Here is a 14,139-nt window from a genome sequence, read left to right on the forward strand (position 1 = left end):
GTGCGCCATCAGGCAAGGCGCGTCGCCATGACCAGCATCACGATCATCGACCGCTCGGGCGGCGAACGCAGCATTTCGGCCCAGGACGGCGTCAGCCTGATGGAGGCGATCCGCGACAACGGCTTTGACGAGCTGCTTGCCCTGTGCGGTGGCTGCATGAGCTGCGCGACGTGCCACATTTTCGTTGACGAGGCCTATCTCGACCGCATGCCGGCCGTGAGCGAGGACGAGAATGACCTGCTCGACAGCAGCGACGCGCGCCAGCCCAACAGCCGCCTGTCATGCCAGATCCCGATCGGACCCGACCTGGAAGGCCTGCGCGCCACGATCGCGCCGGAAGATTAAGCCGCAACGCTCTCGTTGAGCGATCGGCGGGCGTCGACCGCTTTCGCCAATCGCTCCAACAGGGCGACGGTAACATCCCAGCTGATGCAGGCGTCGGTGATGCTCTGGCCGTACGTCAGCGGCTCGCCGGGGACAAGCGACTGCTTGCCCTCGATCAGGTTGCTTTCGATCATCAGTCCGAAGATCCGCCGCTCGCCGCTGACGACCTGGGCGGCGATATCGTTGACCACGACGGCCTGGTTGGCGTGGTTCTTGCTGCTGTTGCCGTGGCTAGCGTCAACCATGATGCGGCATTGCGAGCCGGCCTTGTCGGCTTCTGCGCAGGCCGCCGCGATGCTTGGTGCATCATAGTTGGGAGTCTTGCCCCCGCGCAGGATGACATGGCAATCCTCGTTGCCGGTGGTCGAGACGATCGCCGAATGGCCACCCTTGGTGACCGAAAGGAAGTGGTGCGGCTGCGACGCGGCGGCAACTGCATCGAGCGCGATCTTGAGATTGCCGTCGGTGCCATTTTTGAAACCGACCGCGCACGACAGTCCCGAGGCAAGCTCGCGATGAACCTGCGATTCGGTCGTGCGCGCACCGATAGCCCCCCACGACACCAGGTCGGCGAGATATTGCGGGGTGATCATGTCAAGATATTCGGTGCCAGCGGGAAGGCCGGCCTCATTGATCGACAGCAATAGCTCGCGCGCCGTGCGAAGCCCGCGATTGATATCGAACGTGCCATCGAGCCCGGGGTCGTTGATCAGCCCCTTCCAGCCCACGGTCGTGCGCGGCTTTTCGAAATAGACCCGCATGACGATTTCGAGCGTGCCCGACAGTCGCTTGCGCTGAGCGGCGAGCAGCGCGGCATATTCCATAGCGGCCGCAGGATCATGGATCGAACACGGCCCGACGACGACCAGCAGCCGGTCATCCTGGCCAGCGAGGATATTATGGATCGCCGAGCGCGCCGCGCTGACGGTCGTGCGCGCAGCGTCGCTCAGCGCATGGTCGCGAAGCAAATGCGACGGCGGCGATAGCTCCTTGATCCCGGAGATTCGAAGGTCATCAATTTTCGGCGGCATAGCAGAGTCCCGGCAGTGAAATTCCCAAATGGGATCCCATTGCCGCTAGCAGTCCCCAGGAGGAATGTCGCTAGCCGATCGTGCAGAGAGGGCCGAAAACGCTAGGCCGCAGCCGCGAGATCGACCTTTTCGACCCACTCGGGCCAGAATACCGGCTCACGGTTGGACCAGCCCGGGGCGGTCGCGGCGCTTTCGCTGATCGACTGCAGCAGCAGGCGCCGGCGATCGGGGTGAAGGTGGGGCAAGGCCGAGGCGGCACAGAAAGCAGCCGGGAGCCAGGGCCGCGCGCCCGCACCGAGAAGCCGCTCGTAGAGAAAGCGATAGGCGGCGAAACTGGGCAGTCGGTCCTGGCTGAGGTCGAACGCGACAAGGGTGACGAGCGTACCGAGAAAAGGTTCGATCATGTCCAGGCTGCTGTCGTCGGGGACATTGGCGCGCAGGTGATCTAGCTGCCTGTAGAAGCGCGACTGGGCACGGATCGAGGCAGTCTCGACTTCATCGCGCGACCAGGTCTCGATCGGATTGGCGCGACCATAAGCAACGTCGAGCGAGCGGCGAATGTAGCGCTGGGTCGACTTGGGAAAGCCGGCAAACTCCTTCATCTCGGAAAGGAGCAACACGCCCCCGCTCGGCTGACTGGTCCTGGTCGTCATCACCCCGGCTCCTAAATCTACCGGTGGATCATGCGGTCGCGACAGTTTCGATTTGCTTAACCACAAGTCCACCCCCCATTCACAATGAATCAGAGGGGGGGACCCGGGGCAACACGAATATTTCATTTGCGGTACATCGCTTCGCTCGCGTGGTATTTGGGACACGCCACGCACAACGACAGGAAGTTATTTTTTCTCGGGGAAACCCGATGACGGAACGGGATCATTGCCTCCCGGCTGGGTTGCCGAGGGCGGATCCGACGCGTCCATCGATTGGTCCGATCCGACATCAATCTGCGCCGATTTATTCCCCGGATCCTTCTTCAGCTTTAATTCGAGTTCGCGTTCGGGATCCCCTGAAAGGGTCGGCGCGCGGACCTCATGCTCATCGTCGTCGATATGGTCCTGATGATCGTTCATGATCCCAACTCTCCTTTATTCGACCGAAACGACCCGCCCCGCCCCACCGTTCCGTGACACACCCCCTTATCGTTCGACCGACGTGCGCCCCGGCTCGGCAAAGCGGCGGCCGGTCGCTCGACAGCAGGCCCCGCAGCGCGCAGATTGTAGCGATGGATGCCATCACCTCCCGCCCCACGCGCCTGACCCGGTCCGCGCGCCTTTCCCAGCCTGCCGACCATGGTCGATCGACGCGCGCGCTGGCCGACTGGCCATTGGCGACCAAGTCGATCCTCGCTTTCTGGCTGGTCTATGGCGCCACCGTCGTCGCCCGCGCGCTGCTCAGCGGGGATGCTGTCGGGGTCATCCAGAATCGCTCCGTGACAATCCTCAGCGGGCTGCTGCTGACATTCGGCATCTATCTGGCGATTGCCCTAATCGGGCGGCGCCGCGCGATCCGCACCAAGGTCGGGATCGCGATTGCCGCGTCGATCCTGGCGGCGCTCGCCCAGTCGGCGGTGCTGATGCTGTCCGATTCGCGAGCGCACCAGCCGCAGGACGAGTTTCGATTGCAGGCCCGCGAGGGCGTCGTGATCATCACGAAGGGCGACCAGGTGCGGATCGAGCGTCACGCCGCCGAGCCGCTGATCTTCACTTTGCCCAAGATCGCGCAATTGCCGCGCCGCGACATCGTCCGCGTCGCCGCCGATGCCTCGGTCGTGTGGCTGTTCTTCTTTGCCGCATGGAGCGCCTTCTACCTTGCCGCACAGGCGCAGAACGAAGCCGCCGCCGCGCGCCAGCGGATCGCCGAGGCTGAAAGCGCGGCACGCACCGCGCAGGTCCGCGCGCTACGCTACCAGGTCAATCCCCATTTCCTGTTCAACACGCTGAACAGCCTGTCGTCGCTGGTGCTGGCCAGCCGCAACGCAGAGGCCGAGGCGATGATCCTCAAATTGTCGGCCTTCTTCCGATCGTCGCTGACGCTCAATCCGACCGCGGACGTCAGCCTGGCCGACGAGATCGCGCTCCAGCAACATTATCTCGATATTGAAACGGTCCGCTTCCCGAAGCGGCTGCGGGTCGAGATCGACATCGCGCCTGGGCTGGAACATGCCCAGCTGCCCGCGCTGCTTCTCCAGCCCGTGGTCGAGAATGCAATCAAATATGGCGTGTCGGCAACGCGCGAAAAGGTGCTGCTGACGATCGCCGCGCTGCGCGAGGGCGAGGATCGGTTGACGATCACCGTTACCAATCGCGGCGAAGGCACTGCCCGGCTCGCACGGGCGGCCCCGGCCGGGCAAGGTACAGGGGTTGGACTGGCGAACGTCTGTGCGCGGTTGAAGGCGCGCTTTGGCGATGCCGCCTCGTGCCGTTTTGGGCCGCTGGGCGAAGGAAACGGGGGCGGCGAGGGCGGTTACGAAGTGACCATGACAATGCCGTTCGAACAGGTTGGGGGACCCGCATGACAGACGCCATGACTTCACTCCGGCTGCTGATCGCCGACGACGAGCCGCTCGCCGCCGAGCGATTGCAATTATTGCTCGCCAATTGCGAGGGGGTCGATCTGGTCGGGACCGCCAGCGACGGTGACGCTGCGGTGCGGATGGCCGAAGCACTTCATCCCGACCTGCTGCTGCTCGATATTGCCATGCCAGGGCTTGACGGGATCGAGGTGGCGCGCGCCTTGTCGCAGCGTCGGCCAAGCCCGGCGGTGGTATTCGTCACTGCGTTCGACCAGTTTGCCGTGGCAGCGTTCGAAGTGGCAGCGGTCGATTATGTGATGAAGCCGGTCGAGCCCGAGCGGCTTGATCGGGCACTGGCACGGGCGCGGAGTTATCTTGCGGCGCGGGTCAGGGATGCGCCGGCGGCGTCGGGATCGCGTTTTCTCGACGAATTCTGGGCGTCTGACCTGTCGGGGCTGGTGCGGATTGCGGCGCGCGACATCGACCGCGTGTCGGCCGAGCGCGACTATATGCGACTTCATGTGGCGACGCGCAGCTGGCTGATCCATCATTCGATGAACGCGTTGGAGGACGGGCTGGACCCGGCGCAGTTCATCCGGCTCCACCGATCAGCGATCGTGCGGCGGGACTTTATCGCGGGGTTCGGGCGCAATGCATCTGGACGGTGGATCGCGCGGCTGGCCGATGGCAGCGACCAGCCGGTCGGACGGCTCTATTCGGACGCGGTGCGCGAAATGGCGGGACGCTAGGGTTTCTTACAAGAAAGTGCCCGCGCAACGCGGCGCGGGCACCAGGATATCGGAATTGATCAACGGCTGGCGAGCGCGGCGTCGGCCGAGCGGGCCGTGGCGCGCGCAATCTTGGCGCGGACCTGCTTGCGGGCGTTGTTGCGAGCGTTGATCATGCAGTTCTTCGTCGCCAGTTCATTGGTGTCCGCCAGGCGATGGTCGACATCGCATATGACGCCAGCGGCGGCGATGATGCGCTGGTCGAGAAGCTGGCGACCACTGGCGGTGGACAGGTTGAGGTCGGCGGTTTCGACCTCGACGCGAGTGATGTCTTCGGGCTGCGACGCCGGGTTGGCGATGCCAAGCAGCGCGGCGGTGAGGATGGTAAGCATGTCGTCTTCCTTTCGGTTCAAGGTGCGACGCGTGGCCGCCTCTTTCCGATAGGAGCTCAATCCGCCCAGTTCGCGCCCGCCTCGACCAAGCTGCGGCGCCGATCGTCGATCGGTACGGATCCGCTACGAAAGGCGTTGGTCAGTCGGCCAGTCGACCAACGGCGGTTGGCGTGTCCGACCGCCGCGCCACCGCGCCAGTCACCGCGACGTCCATCGTGACGTTCCCCAGCGTGCGGAAAATGTCGGGAATGGTTTCGACCGCGATGAGGATGGCGAGCGGTTCGATCGGTACCCCCATCGCGAGCGAGATGGGCGCAATGTTGCTGACGAAGCTGAGCTGGCCCGGCAGGCTGACCGCGCTATAGGTCGTGATCGCCGCGACCGCGATTCCGGCGATCAGCGCCAGTGGGCTGAGCGGGATATTGAGCCAGTGGGCGACGTAGATGGCGACCCCCATGTTCATCGCCGGCCCGGTAGCGCGGAACAATGCGACCGACAGCGGCAAGGTAACGTCGGCATTGGCCGGCGCGACATCGAGCTCACGCGCGGCGCCAAGCATGGCCGGAAGCGAAGCAAGGCTCGACTGGGTCGAAATGGCGACGGCTTGTGGTGCGATCATCGCGCGGGCGAAACGGCCGATCGGCCAGCGCGCGCCAAGCGCGGCGACGACATAGGCGGCGAGCAGGATGGCGATGCCCAGGCTCGATACCAGCAGGACATAATGAAGCACTGCGCCAAATGCCGCGCCGCCTGCCCCCGCCCCGACCGCGAAGGCGAGCGCGAGCACACCGACCGGGGCGAGCCACAGGATCCAGCCGATAATCACCAGCATCGCTTCACCGAGCGATTCGAAGAAGGACGCCAGCGGGCGGCGCTTCTCCTCCGGCAGGCGGGTCAGCGCGAAGGCGAAAAGTGCGGTGAACACGACGATCTGCAGGATTGCGCCATCGGCCGCAGCCTTGAAAATATTGGGCGGGACGATCGAGCGGACGAAGTCTGCGAGCCCGGGCACCGACGAAGCGGCGGCTTCCTTATCGACCCCGGCAAGCCCGGTGCGGAGCGCGGCGGCGGCGGCCTCGGGCAAGGGGAAGATATTGATCAGTGCGGGCATGACGATTGCGCCGAAGATCGCCGAGGCGGTCAGCAGCAGCGCGAACCACAGCATCGATCGTGCCGCGACTCCGCCTTGGCGCGCGGCATCGGCCCCGCCGACGATCCCGGTGACGAGCAGCGCGACGATCAGCGGGATGACGGTCATCTTGAGGGTGTCGAGCCACAATCCGCCGATCGCGCTGGCGATGCGCACCGCCGGATCGCGCCAGCCGTCCCCCGTCCCCGCCGCGACCGCGCCGAGCAGCAAGCCAATGAGCAACGCGAGCAGCACTCGCCACGTCGGTCCGATTTTCATACGATCTGTTCCCGGCCGCCGGTGATCAGCGCGGTTTTCTGAAGCGCAGGGCGAAGCGGTCGGTCTTGCCGCGGATGGCCGGGTCGAACACCAGCAGCTTATGATCGTCGGCCGGGTTGCGAAGCAGCGGGCTCTCGCCGTCTAGGACAAAGCCTGCGCGTTCAAAATCAGCGCGGACGACGGCGGGATCGATTCGGTGAAGCTCCTCGACGATGGCGCGGGTGTCGCCCGCCGGCCCGACATGGTCGACCACCCCGACGATCCCGCCGGGCTTCATCGCCGCATAGATGACCTTGAGCCAGGCATCGGGCTCCATCGCGGCAATCTTGTATTTGGCCGACTGCCAATAGACGTCGTGATAGTCGAGGTTGAGCAGCATCAGGTCGAACGAGCGTGGCGCCAGCGCGGGGGTGGCGAACGGGCTGGCGACGATCGCGACGTTGGGCCGGGTAGCAGCAAAAGCGGCGAAATCGGCGCGCGCCTTGTCGCCGTAGAACTGGGTCGGTTCCCACACGACGACCTGGCCACGGGGGCCGACCGCCGCAGCGAAAATCTCGGCCCAATAATGATTGACCCCGAACATGTCGGCGACTCGCATCCCGGGTTTGAGGCCAAGGAAGGCGAGCAGTTCGGCGGGCTTGCGCGAGACGTCGAGCTTGACATTGTCGGGGCTGCGGGTCGGCGCGGCGACGGCCGCAGTGATGGTCGGAACCGAAACTGGTCGCGCTTCCGAGTAGCTCGCGCCCAGTCCGGCCACCATCAACGCCGCGACCAACTGCCCAACAAATCGATGTCGCATTTCAAATCCCCTGTGCGGATTAACGCTAGCCCCGCTGCATTCTCCGCGCCAGCGCTTCAAGTCAATCGCTTGCGGGCGGCTCCTAGCCGGGGATCTGCCAGGTGACCCGCTGGTCGAAATAGCTATGGACGGACTTGCCATCGACGTCCCGGGCGGGCTTGAACTTCGCACGCTGACGCAGGACGATGCAGGTCATCGCGTCGAGCACCGCGCTGCCGCTCGTCTCATTGGCCATGCAATCCTGAACAACCCCTTTGTCGTCGATCATCAGGCGGACGCCGACAGTGCCGCTATTGTTCTCGCGAAGCGCTTGGGTGGGATAATCGTTGCTCGAGAACAGACCCATAATATTGCTTGTGATAGGCGGAACCTTGATCCGGCGGATCTGATCGTCGCTCATCAGCCAATAGCGCTTCAGGTTGACGAGGCATTCGGCGAGCTTCGCCTGAACCGCGCTGAACTGGGTCAGGCGGAAATTCTGCTGCACCAGATCATGTCCCTGAAAGCCGATCCATTGTGCCCCGTCCAAGGCATGAAATTGCGCAGCGGACAGGGTCGCGACCAACGCAGTCACCTTAGTCTTGTTAGTCTTGTTTTCGATTGGATAGAAAAGCATGCTGCTCTTGATCGGCTCGCCAGTGCCGCCGCGGATCGTCGTGTCGCCCTGATAGGCATCGACCGAACGGCGCTGGGCAAGGAGGATGAGCTGCATCGTCCCGCCCATCGGCGACGGCCTGAGCGCAAGGGTGATTGGCTTACCCTGCGCTTCATACTGGCGACTGGCGACACAGCTGCTTTCGGCCCATTCGACAACCCACGGCCTGGTCGGCGCCAGCGCGTCGGCAGGGGCCGGTGAGCTGTCCGCAAGGACAGCGGACGGGGCAAGGAGGAGCGCTGAACCGAGCAGCGCGAACAGAGACGAGTTCATTGTCGCAGCGTGCCAAGGACGCCCGGCGCTGGCAAGCCTTCGCTTCGCCGCACGCGGTTGCCGCTTTGGCCGCTTTTGAAAACTATTCGCCACGGCTTCGCATCGACTGGGGACGAAGTGCGTTGTGCGTTCGACATCAATATCAAGGGAGCCTTTGTAATGGCTGACACCGTCAAAGAAATCGCCACGCTGAACACGCTGACCGCGACGCTGATCGACAGCGTCACCGGGTACCGCGATGCCGCCGAGCATGCCGAATCGCCGCGTTTCCAGCAGCTGTTCCGCAAGTTTGCCGACGAGCGCAGCAGCGCGGTCGAAATGCTTCGCCAGCAGGTCACTTCGCTGGGCGGGGAAGCCGAGGGCGACGGAAGTTTCATGGGCAAGACCCATCAGCGGTTCATGGATCTGAAGTCTGCCATCACCGGGCGCGACGACAAGGCGATTATCAACGAGGTCGAGCGCGGCGAGGATTACCTCAAGGAGAAATTCGAAACCGCGCTCAAGGACGTCGACCTGTCGGCCCAGTCGCGCAGCGCGGTCGAGCAGGCGTTCACCTCGGTGCGCCAAGGCCATGACCAGATGAGCGATCTAAAGCACGGCATGGAGGCCTGACACCATGAGCATTTTCTCTGCAATCAAGAACGCGATCTTCGGGCATCCGGCGGCCGCACAAGCTGCACCGGAGTCGGCCGAGGCGACCACGGCGCCAACCCAGGAGCAAGCGGCGCCGGTCGATGTAGGCGCCGTGCTCAGCCAGATCTCGGCCGACAAGGGCAATCCCGACCTCAATTACCAGACCTCGATCGTCGACTTGATGAAGCTGCTCGGGATCGATTCGAGCCTGTCGAACCGCGAGGAACTGGCGACCGAGCTTGGCTATACCGGCGAGAAGAACGGTTCGGCCGAAATGAACCTGTGGCTTCACCGCGCCACGATGCAGCAGCTCGCCGACAACGGCGGGCGCGTGCCGGCGAACATGCTGGCATAACGCTGCGCTGATCGTGACGCGAAGAGACGGGGCGGCGGTCGCAGGACTGCCGCCCCGTTTCTTTTGGTGGAGCCGCTGGAGTCTTTGTTGGCTCGCCTGTCGCTTCCGCAGTATTTTACTGGCTCGCCTGTCGCTGCCGCTCGCTCGCTGCTCGCGAATGTTCACACATGTTCGCGGTCGTGACGATGTTTTTCAGTTCCGGGTTTTCCGCTCGATGATCAAGTTCACGGTGCGGACTTGGTCGAATCGCGCGCGCCGGATAAAGCTATGCGCAACGGTGGCCTGTAGGACAGGAAAATCGACAACGAGCCAAGTCCGTGACGTTTATTTCGGCGGTGTAGTCCCCGATGCAGTCGGCGGCAGCGCTTCGTAGCGCAGCGAGCGGATCATGGTCAGCGTCCGTGGCGCGCGCAGCTTGTCGGTTGCGGGGAGCGCGGGAAATCGCATCTCGCTCTTGCCATCGCAGAGTGATGCGCCGTCGTCACCGTTGAGCGAAAGCGCCGCGATCGGGCGGCAGTCGCTGATCTTTCCTTCCGGGTCGATCGTCAGCGCCGCGCCGCCGCGGATCGTCCGCTGCGGATCGGGGGTTGCCGGGAGCAGATCGCCGAGCCGCATCTCGTCAAGGGAGAATATTCGGTACGGCGCGACGAAATCGATCGCCAGGATCGACAGGAACGACTTCCAGTTGGGGAGCATTCGAGCGCAGTCCGCCTTGCTGATGGTCGGCGCTTGCGCTCCAGTAAAGTTTAGGGTGCAAGCGGGTTCTCCTGAAACCGGGACCATCATCACCAGCGCCTGCGTCGTGTCCGCGAACAAGATGGGCGGGGCCGCCGGGATCCGCCACGTGATCCGCTGCGAATAATGATCGGTCGTCGGCTTCCCGTCGCGATTGCGGGCGGGTGTGAAGCCTGCCCGCTCGGTCAGGATACGGCATGTCGCAGCGTCGAGGCTGGGCGAGTGCGATGAAGTGGTGACGACACAGCGAGACACGCGCCCGTCGGCGCCGATCAACATCTGCACGGCGACGGTGCCCTCATCGCCACGGCGAAGCGCGTCTGTTGGATAGTCTTCGGCACTGAACAGCCCGACAAGCGACCCCTTCGCGCGCGTGACCGCGGTCCCGCCACGTGCGTTCAGGGCCGACATCGCAGCTAGCGCGCGCTGGATCACTTTCTCGCCAATTGCGCGTTCGGCCGAGGTCATGGGCGGCGAAGGCGGCGGCGAGGACGAGGACGAGGGCGAGGACTCCGGGATTTGCCACGTGATCCGCTGCGCATAATGATCGATTGTCGGTTTCCCGCGGCGATCGCGGGCCGGCGCGAAGCCTGCCCGCTCGGTCAGGATACGGCATGTCGCAGCGTCGAGGCTTGGCGAGTGCGACGAAGCGGTAACGGCGCAGCGCGACGTGCGCCCGTCGGTGCCGATGGTCAGCCGGACGCCGACAGTGCCCTCATCGCCACGGCGAAGTGCGTCGTTGGGATAGTCTTCGGCGCTGAACAGCCCGACGAGTGACCCTTTGGCGCGCTTGATGGCACGGGTCGAACTCGCTCGCGAGGCATGATGTGCCGGCGGCGGCGCGCGCGAGACCATCATTGCTGCCATCGCTAAAATCATATGCGCCCCCCGTCACTCGGCGAGTGCCGCTGTAACCGATATTGTCGGCAAGAAAAGCAGTGACGTGCGCGCGGCGAGGTCAGGCGTCGGCGGCCAGCCGATCGAGCCACGCCTGCGCCTGCTTCGGCTCTCCGACCGCGTTCGACGCGACCGGTCCGCGAGCGGCGATGAAGTCGTGGTGGAGGGTGAAGGGGTCCATCATCAGGGCCTCGCGGCGCTCGTCAATCTCGGCAGCGAGGTCGGTCAGTTCGGCGATGACCGGGGCGGTGCGGGCACGCGCGGCGCGGTCGGGCTTGTGATCGAACAGGCCCCAGGTCCCGGCGGCGGCAGTGGTCAGCGCGGCGTGGAGCAGCTCGTGATATTCGGCTTCGAGCTCGGCGCGGCGGGCATCCATTCGTTCGAGGCGGTCGGCTTTGGCCATGGATGAGGCGTAGCGGGGATTGAGTAGCGGCGGAAGGCTCGGCGGGCCCGCATACAGAAATGGGGGCCGGCATTGCTGCCAGCCCCCACTGCGCCGAGCGAAGGATCTGCCGGTGTTCGTGACCTGGATCGCTTGCGCTCCCCCGTCCTTCGATCCTGGCTCACCAGCTCAGGCGTCGCTTCCGGCCATGGTTCAGTCCGAAGACAGATCCTTGACGTTCCGCGGCCCTTCTTGGATCGACCCTCTTTTCGCGCGCTCCCGCTTCCCGAGAGAAGCAAGTCGCTGCGACAGAAAGATCAACTCTTCCGGCGCCTCTTGCCAGCTGGTCCAGCGATACTTCCGATCTGCTTACGTCCCGAGGGATTTCAACGTCTCTTTCGCATCACCATCGCCTGCCGGCGGAGATCGGATCTTTGGTCCCTGGTCGCCCTTGGTCCGGTTTCCCTTCCCTCCGGTGGCCCGAGGCCGCTGCCCCGATCACCATTGCAATATGCGCCTGGCCACGAGTCGCTCCAAGCGGAAACTGCAAATCCGAGCCTGTGGATAACGGGGATATCGCGCATAACTCTGTCTGAGCCGCGGTTGCCGTTTCGTTCCCGCGTCCCTACTTCGCAGGGGTGCCCGAATCCCCTGCCCTTACCGGCTCAAGCGCCGAACCCGAACCCGCCTATCTGACCGGTCTCAACGCGCCACAACGCGAAGCGGTGCTGACGACCGACGGACCGGTGCTGGTGCTGGCGGGCGCGGGGACGGGCAAGACGTCGGCGCTGACTGCCCGGCTAGCGCATCTGGTGGCGACGCGGAGGGCGTGGCCGAGCCAGATCCTGGCGGTGACCTTCACCAACAAGGCGGCGCGCGAGATGAAGGAGCGGATTGCGCGCATTTCGGGCGGGGCAATTGAGGGGATGCCGTGGCTGGGGACCTTCCATTCGGTCGCGGCGCGGATGTTGCGCAGTCACGCCGAACTGGTCGGGCTGCAGTCCAATTTCACCATCCTCGATACCGACGACCAGCTGCGCTTGCTCAAACAGCTGATCGTGGCGGCGAACCTCGACGAGAAACGCTGGCCGGCGCGGCAGCTGTCGGGAGTGATCGACCGCTGGAAGAACCGCGGCTGGACCCCGGCGCATATCGATGCGGCCGAAGCCGAGGCCTTCGCAAGTGGTCGCGGGGCTGAACTGTACGCGGCCTATCAAGAGCGATTGCGGACACTCAACGCGTGCGATTTCGGCGACTTGCTGCTCCACATGCTGACGATCTTCCGCAAGCATCCCGACGTGCTCGAAGGGTATCGGGAGCGGTTCAAATATATCCTGGTCGACGAATATCAGGACACCAATGCGTCGCAGTATGACTGGCTCAAGCTGCTGGCCGAGCCGCGCCGCAATCTGTGCTGCGTTGGCGACGACGACCAGTCGATTTACTCGTGGCGCGGAGCGGAAGTCGCCAATATCCTGCGCTTCGAGAAGGATTTTCCGGGCGCGGCAGTGATCCGGCTCGAGCAGAATTATCGCTCGACTCCGCACATATTGGCGGCGGCGACGGCGCTGATCTCGAACAACGCGGGGCGGCTCGGCAAGACTTTGTGGACCGCGGCCAATGGCGGGGACAAGGTCCGCGTCATCGGCGTGTGGGACGGCCCCGAGGAAGCGCGGCGGATCGGCGAGGAGATTGAGGGCCATGGCCGTGGCGGCGGCAGCCTCGACGACACCGCGATCCTGGTGCGGGCGCAATTTCAGACGCGCGAGCTTGAAGAGCGGTTCATCGCGATTGGGCTGGCGTATCAAATCGTTGGCGGGTTCCGCTTTTACGAGCGCGCCGAGATCCGCGATGCGCTGGCCTATCTGCGACTGATCGCCCAGCCTGCCGACGATCTGGCGTTCGAGCGGATTATCAACGTGCCCAAGCGCGGGCTGGGCGACAAGGCGGTCCAGCGGATCCACAGTTTCGCGCGGGTATCGTCGCAACCGCTGATCTTTGCCGCGGCGGAGATGCTCGACAGTGACGAGCTGACCCCGCAGGCGCGGCGCTCCCTCGGCCGGTTCGTGGGCGACGTATCGCGCTGGCGAACGATGGCTTCCACCCTGCCCCACCCCGAGCTAGCCCGGCTGATGCTCGACGAGAGCGGTTATACCGCTGCGTTGCAGGCCGAGCGGAGCGCGGAGTCGGCAGGCCGACTGGAGAATTTGACCGAACTGACCCGGGCGATGGAGGATTATGAGACGCTCGGCGCCTTCCTGGAACACGTCTCGCTCGTGATGGACAATGACGCGGCGCGGGGCGAGCCCAAGGTGACGATCATGACGATCCATGCCGCCAAGGGGCTGGAGTTTCCGATCCTGTTCCTGGCCGGGTGGGAGGAAGGCGTGTTTCCGTCGCAGCGCGCGCTTGACGAGGGCGGGCTGGCGAGCCTGGAGGAGGAACGGCGGCTGGCTTATGTGGCGATCACGCGGGCACGGACGCGGGCGACGATCCTTCATGCCGCGAACCGGCGGATTTACGGCCAGTGGACGAGCTCGATCCCGAGCCGGTTCGTGGCCGAACTCCCGGCCGATCATATCGAAACTGAAACGACCATGACCGGCGGCGAAAGCCTGTGGCGGGCGCAGTGGAGCGAGCAGAGCGACCCGTTCGCGCATGTCGCTCGGCCCGAACGACGCGGGCCGGGGATGCAACGCGCGCTGACGCCGGCTTATGGCGTGCAGGGGTCGGGGCGGTCGTCGTCGTCGTCGCCGCAGGAATCGAAGGGCAGCGCGGTCAGCCTTGGCAACAAGGGACGGAGCGACGTCGCGCTGGGCATGCGCGTGTTCCACGCCAAGTTCGGTTACGGCACGATCGCGGTGATCGAGGGCAACAAGCTGGAAATCGACTTTGAGCATGCCGGGCGCAAGCGGGTGCTCGACAGTTTCATCTCGCTGGGGTGATCGCTTC

General features: G+C 64.6%; 15 protein-coding genes. 6 read left to right on the forward strand and 9 right to left on the reverse strand.

What is annotated here, in order from left to right; genetic code table 11:
* Positions 1-27: 27 nt before the first annotated feature.
* Positions 28-345 carry a 2Fe-2S iron-sulfur cluster-binding protein gene (locus tag U1700_RS10855; RefSeq protein ID WP_332752676.1) on the forward strand — a complete coding sequence of 106 codons (318 nt, stop codon included), beginning with the start codon at positions 28-30 and terminating at the stop codon, positions 343-345.
* Here U1700_RS10855 and U1700_RS10860 read toward each other — a convergent pair.
* The 3 genes from U1700_RS10860 to U1700_RS10870 all read right to left on the reverse strand — a co-directional run bounded on the left by U1700_RS10860 (position 342) and on the right by U1700_RS10870 (position 2,488).
* On the reverse strand, positions 342-1,415 hold the full coding sequence (locus U1700_RS10860; RefSeq protein ID WP_332752677.1) for a 3-deoxy-7-phosphoheptulonate synthase: 1,074 nt from the start codon (positions 1,413-1,415) through the stop codon (positions 342-344). The genes U1700_RS10855 and U1700_RS10860 overlap by 4 nt on opposite strands.
* Before the next feature lie 101 nt (positions 1,416-1,516).
* Positions 1,517-2,068, reverse strand: coding sequence for a hypothetical protein (locus tag U1700_RS10865; protein ID WP_332752678.1), 552 nt, complete (start codon positions 2,066-2,068; stop codon positions 1,517-1,519).
* 186 nt (positions 2,069-2,254) lie between these two features.
* Positions 2,255-2,488: a hypothetical protein gene (locus U1700_RS10870; protein WP_332752679.1), complete on the reverse strand. Its 234-nt coding sequence runs from the start codon at positions 2,486-2,488 to the stop codon at positions 2,255-2,257.
* 152 nt (positions 2,489-2,640) lie between these two features.
* Between U1700_RS10870 and U1700_RS10875 the strand changes: the two genes are divergently transcribed.
* Positions 2,641-3,933: a sensor histidine kinase gene (locus U1700_RS10875; RefSeq protein ID WP_332752680.1), complete on the forward strand. Its 1,293-nt coding sequence runs from the start codon at positions 2,641-2,643 to the stop codon at positions 3,931-3,933.
* Positions 3,930-4,679 (forward strand): LytR/AlgR family response regulator transcription factor, encoded by a 750-nt coding sequence (locus tag U1700_RS10880; RefSeq protein ID WP_332752681.1) that lies wholly within the window; start codon positions 3,930-3,932, stop codon positions 4,677-4,679. The genes U1700_RS10875 and U1700_RS10880 overlap by 4 nt, the downstream gene beginning before the upstream one ends.
* 59 nt (positions 4,680-4,738) lie before the next feature.
* On the opposite strand, the gene U1700_RS10885 is transcribed toward U1700_RS10880, so the two are convergent.
* From U1700_RS10885 to U1700_RS10900, 4 genes are all read right to left on the reverse strand, one after another.
* Positions 4,739-5,050, reverse strand: coding sequence for a UrcA family protein (locus U1700_RS10885; RefSeq protein WP_332752682.1), 312 nt, complete (start codon positions 5,048-5,050; stop codon positions 4,739-4,741).
* 139 nt (positions 5,051-5,189) lie between these two features.
* On the reverse strand, positions 5,190-6,458 hold the full coding sequence (locus tag U1700_RS10890) for a dicarboxylate/amino acid:cation symporter (RefSeq protein ID WP_332752683.1): 1,269 nt from the start codon (positions 6,456-6,458) through the stop codon (positions 5,190-5,192).
* Positions 6,459-6,483: 25 nt separating this feature from the next.
* Positions 6,484-7,257 (reverse strand): class I SAM-dependent methyltransferase, encoded by a 774-nt coding sequence (locus tag U1700_RS10895; RefSeq protein WP_332752684.1) that lies wholly within the window; start codon positions 7,255-7,257, stop codon positions 6,484-6,486.
* Between the two features lie 82 nt (positions 7,258-7,339).
* Entirely contained in the window at positions 7,340-8,185 is an 846-nt protein-coding gene (locus tag U1700_RS10900) for an energy transducer TonB (RefSeq protein ID WP_332752685.1), read from the reverse strand.
* Between the two features lie 159 nt (positions 8,186-8,344).
* Here U1700_RS10900 and U1700_RS10905 point away from each other — a divergent pair, with 159 nt between their 5' ends.
* Positions 8,345-8,797, forward strand: a complete 453-nt coding sequence (locus tag U1700_RS10905) for a ferritin-like domain-containing protein (RefSeq protein WP_332752686.1) — start codon at positions 8,345-8,347, stop codon at positions 8,795-8,797.
* Between the two features lie 4 nt (positions 8,798-8,801).
* Positions 8,802-9,173, forward strand: coding sequence for a DUF3597 domain-containing protein (locus U1700_RS10910; RefSeq protein ID WP_332752687.1), 372 nt, complete (start codon positions 8,802-8,804; stop codon positions 9,171-9,173).
* Between the two features lie 324 nt (positions 9,174-9,497).
* On the opposite strand, the gene U1700_RS10915 is transcribed toward U1700_RS10910, so the two are convergent.
* Together U1700_RS10915 and U1700_RS10920 are read right to left on the reverse strand one after the other, a co-directional pair.
* Positions 9,498-10,775, reverse strand: a complete 1,278-nt coding sequence (locus U1700_RS10915) for an energy transducer TonB (RefSeq protein ID WP_332752688.1) — start codon at positions 10,773-10,775, stop codon at positions 9,498-9,500.
* Positions 10,776-10,866: 91 nt separating this feature from the next.
* Positions 10,867-11,208, reverse strand: coding sequence for a hypothetical protein (locus U1700_RS10920; RefSeq protein WP_332752689.1), 342 nt, complete (start codon positions 11,206-11,208; stop codon positions 10,867-10,869).
* Positions 11,209-11,825: 617 nt separating this feature from the next.
* Between U1700_RS10920 and U1700_RS10925 the strand changes: the two genes are divergently transcribed.
* On the forward strand, positions 11,826-14,132 hold the full coding sequence (locus U1700_RS10925) for an ATP-dependent helicase (RefSeq protein WP_332752690.1): 2,307 nt from the start codon (positions 11,826-11,828) through the stop codon (positions 14,130-14,132).
* The last annotated feature ends 7 nt before the right edge of the window (positions 14,133-14,139 follow it).

The organism is Sphingomonas sp. RB1R13 (assembly GCF_036663775.1).
Classification (GTDB): Bacteria; Pseudomonadota; Alphaproteobacteria; order Sphingomonadales; family Sphingomonadaceae; genus Sphingomicrobium.

What these genes read in the sequence shown, in the direction of transcription:
- U1700_RS10855 (WP_332752676.1), top strand. Translation starts at nt 28, where the DNA reads ATGACCAGCATCACGATCATCGACCGCTCGGGCGGCGAACGCAGCATT.
- U1700_RS10860 (WP_332752677.1), bottom strand. Translation starts at nt 1,415, where the DNA reads ATGCCGCCGAAAATTGATGACCTTCGAATCTCCGGGATCAAGGAGCTA.
- U1700_RS10865 (WP_332752678.1), bottom strand. Translation starts at nt 2,068, where the DNA reads ATGACGACCAGGACCAGTCAGCCGAGCGGGGGCGTGTTGCTCCTTTCC.
- U1700_RS10870 (WP_332752679.1), bottom strand. Translation starts at nt 2,488, where the DNA reads ATGAACGATCATCAGGACCATATCGACGACGATGAGCATGAGGTCCGC.
- U1700_RS10875 (WP_332752680.1), top strand. Translation starts at nt 2,641, where the DNA reads ATGGATGCCATCACCTCCCGCCCCACGCGCCTGACCCGGTCCGCGCGC.
- U1700_RS10880 (WP_332752681.1), top strand. Translation starts at nt 3,930, where the DNA reads ATGACAGACGCCATGACTTCACTCCGGCTGCTGATCGCCGACGACGAG.
- U1700_RS10885 (WP_332752682.1), bottom strand. Translation starts at nt 5,050, where the DNA reads ATGCTTACCATCCTCACCGCCGCGCTGCTTGGCATCGCCAACCCGGCG.
- U1700_RS10890 (WP_332752683.1), bottom strand. Translation starts at nt 6,458, where the DNA reads ATGAAAATCGGACCGACGTGGCGAGTGCTGCTCGCGTTGCTCATTGGC.
- U1700_RS10895 (WP_332752684.1), bottom strand. Translation starts at nt 7,257, where the DNA reads ATGCGACATCGATTTGTTGGGCAGTTGGTCGCGGCGTTGATGGTGGCC.
- U1700_RS10900 (WP_332752685.1), bottom strand. Translation starts at nt 8,185, where the DNA reads ATGAACTCGTCTCTGTTCGCGCTGCTCGGTTCAGCGCTCCTCCTTGCC.
- U1700_RS10905 (WP_332752686.1), top strand. Translation starts at nt 8,345, where the DNA reads ATGGCTGACACCGTCAAAGAAATCGCCACGCTGAACACGCTGACCGCG.
- U1700_RS10910 (WP_332752687.1), top strand. Translation starts at nt 8,802, where the DNA reads ATGAGCATTTTCTCTGCAATCAAGAACGCGATCTTCGGGCATCCGGCG.
- U1700_RS10915 (WP_332752688.1), bottom strand. Translation starts at nt 10,775, where the DNA reads ATGGCAGCAATGATGGTCTCGCGCGCGCCGCCGCCGGCACATCATGCC.
- U1700_RS10920 (WP_332752689.1), bottom strand. Translation starts at nt 11,208, where the DNA reads ATGGCCAAAGCCGACCGCCTCGAACGAATGGATGCCCGCCGCGCCGAG.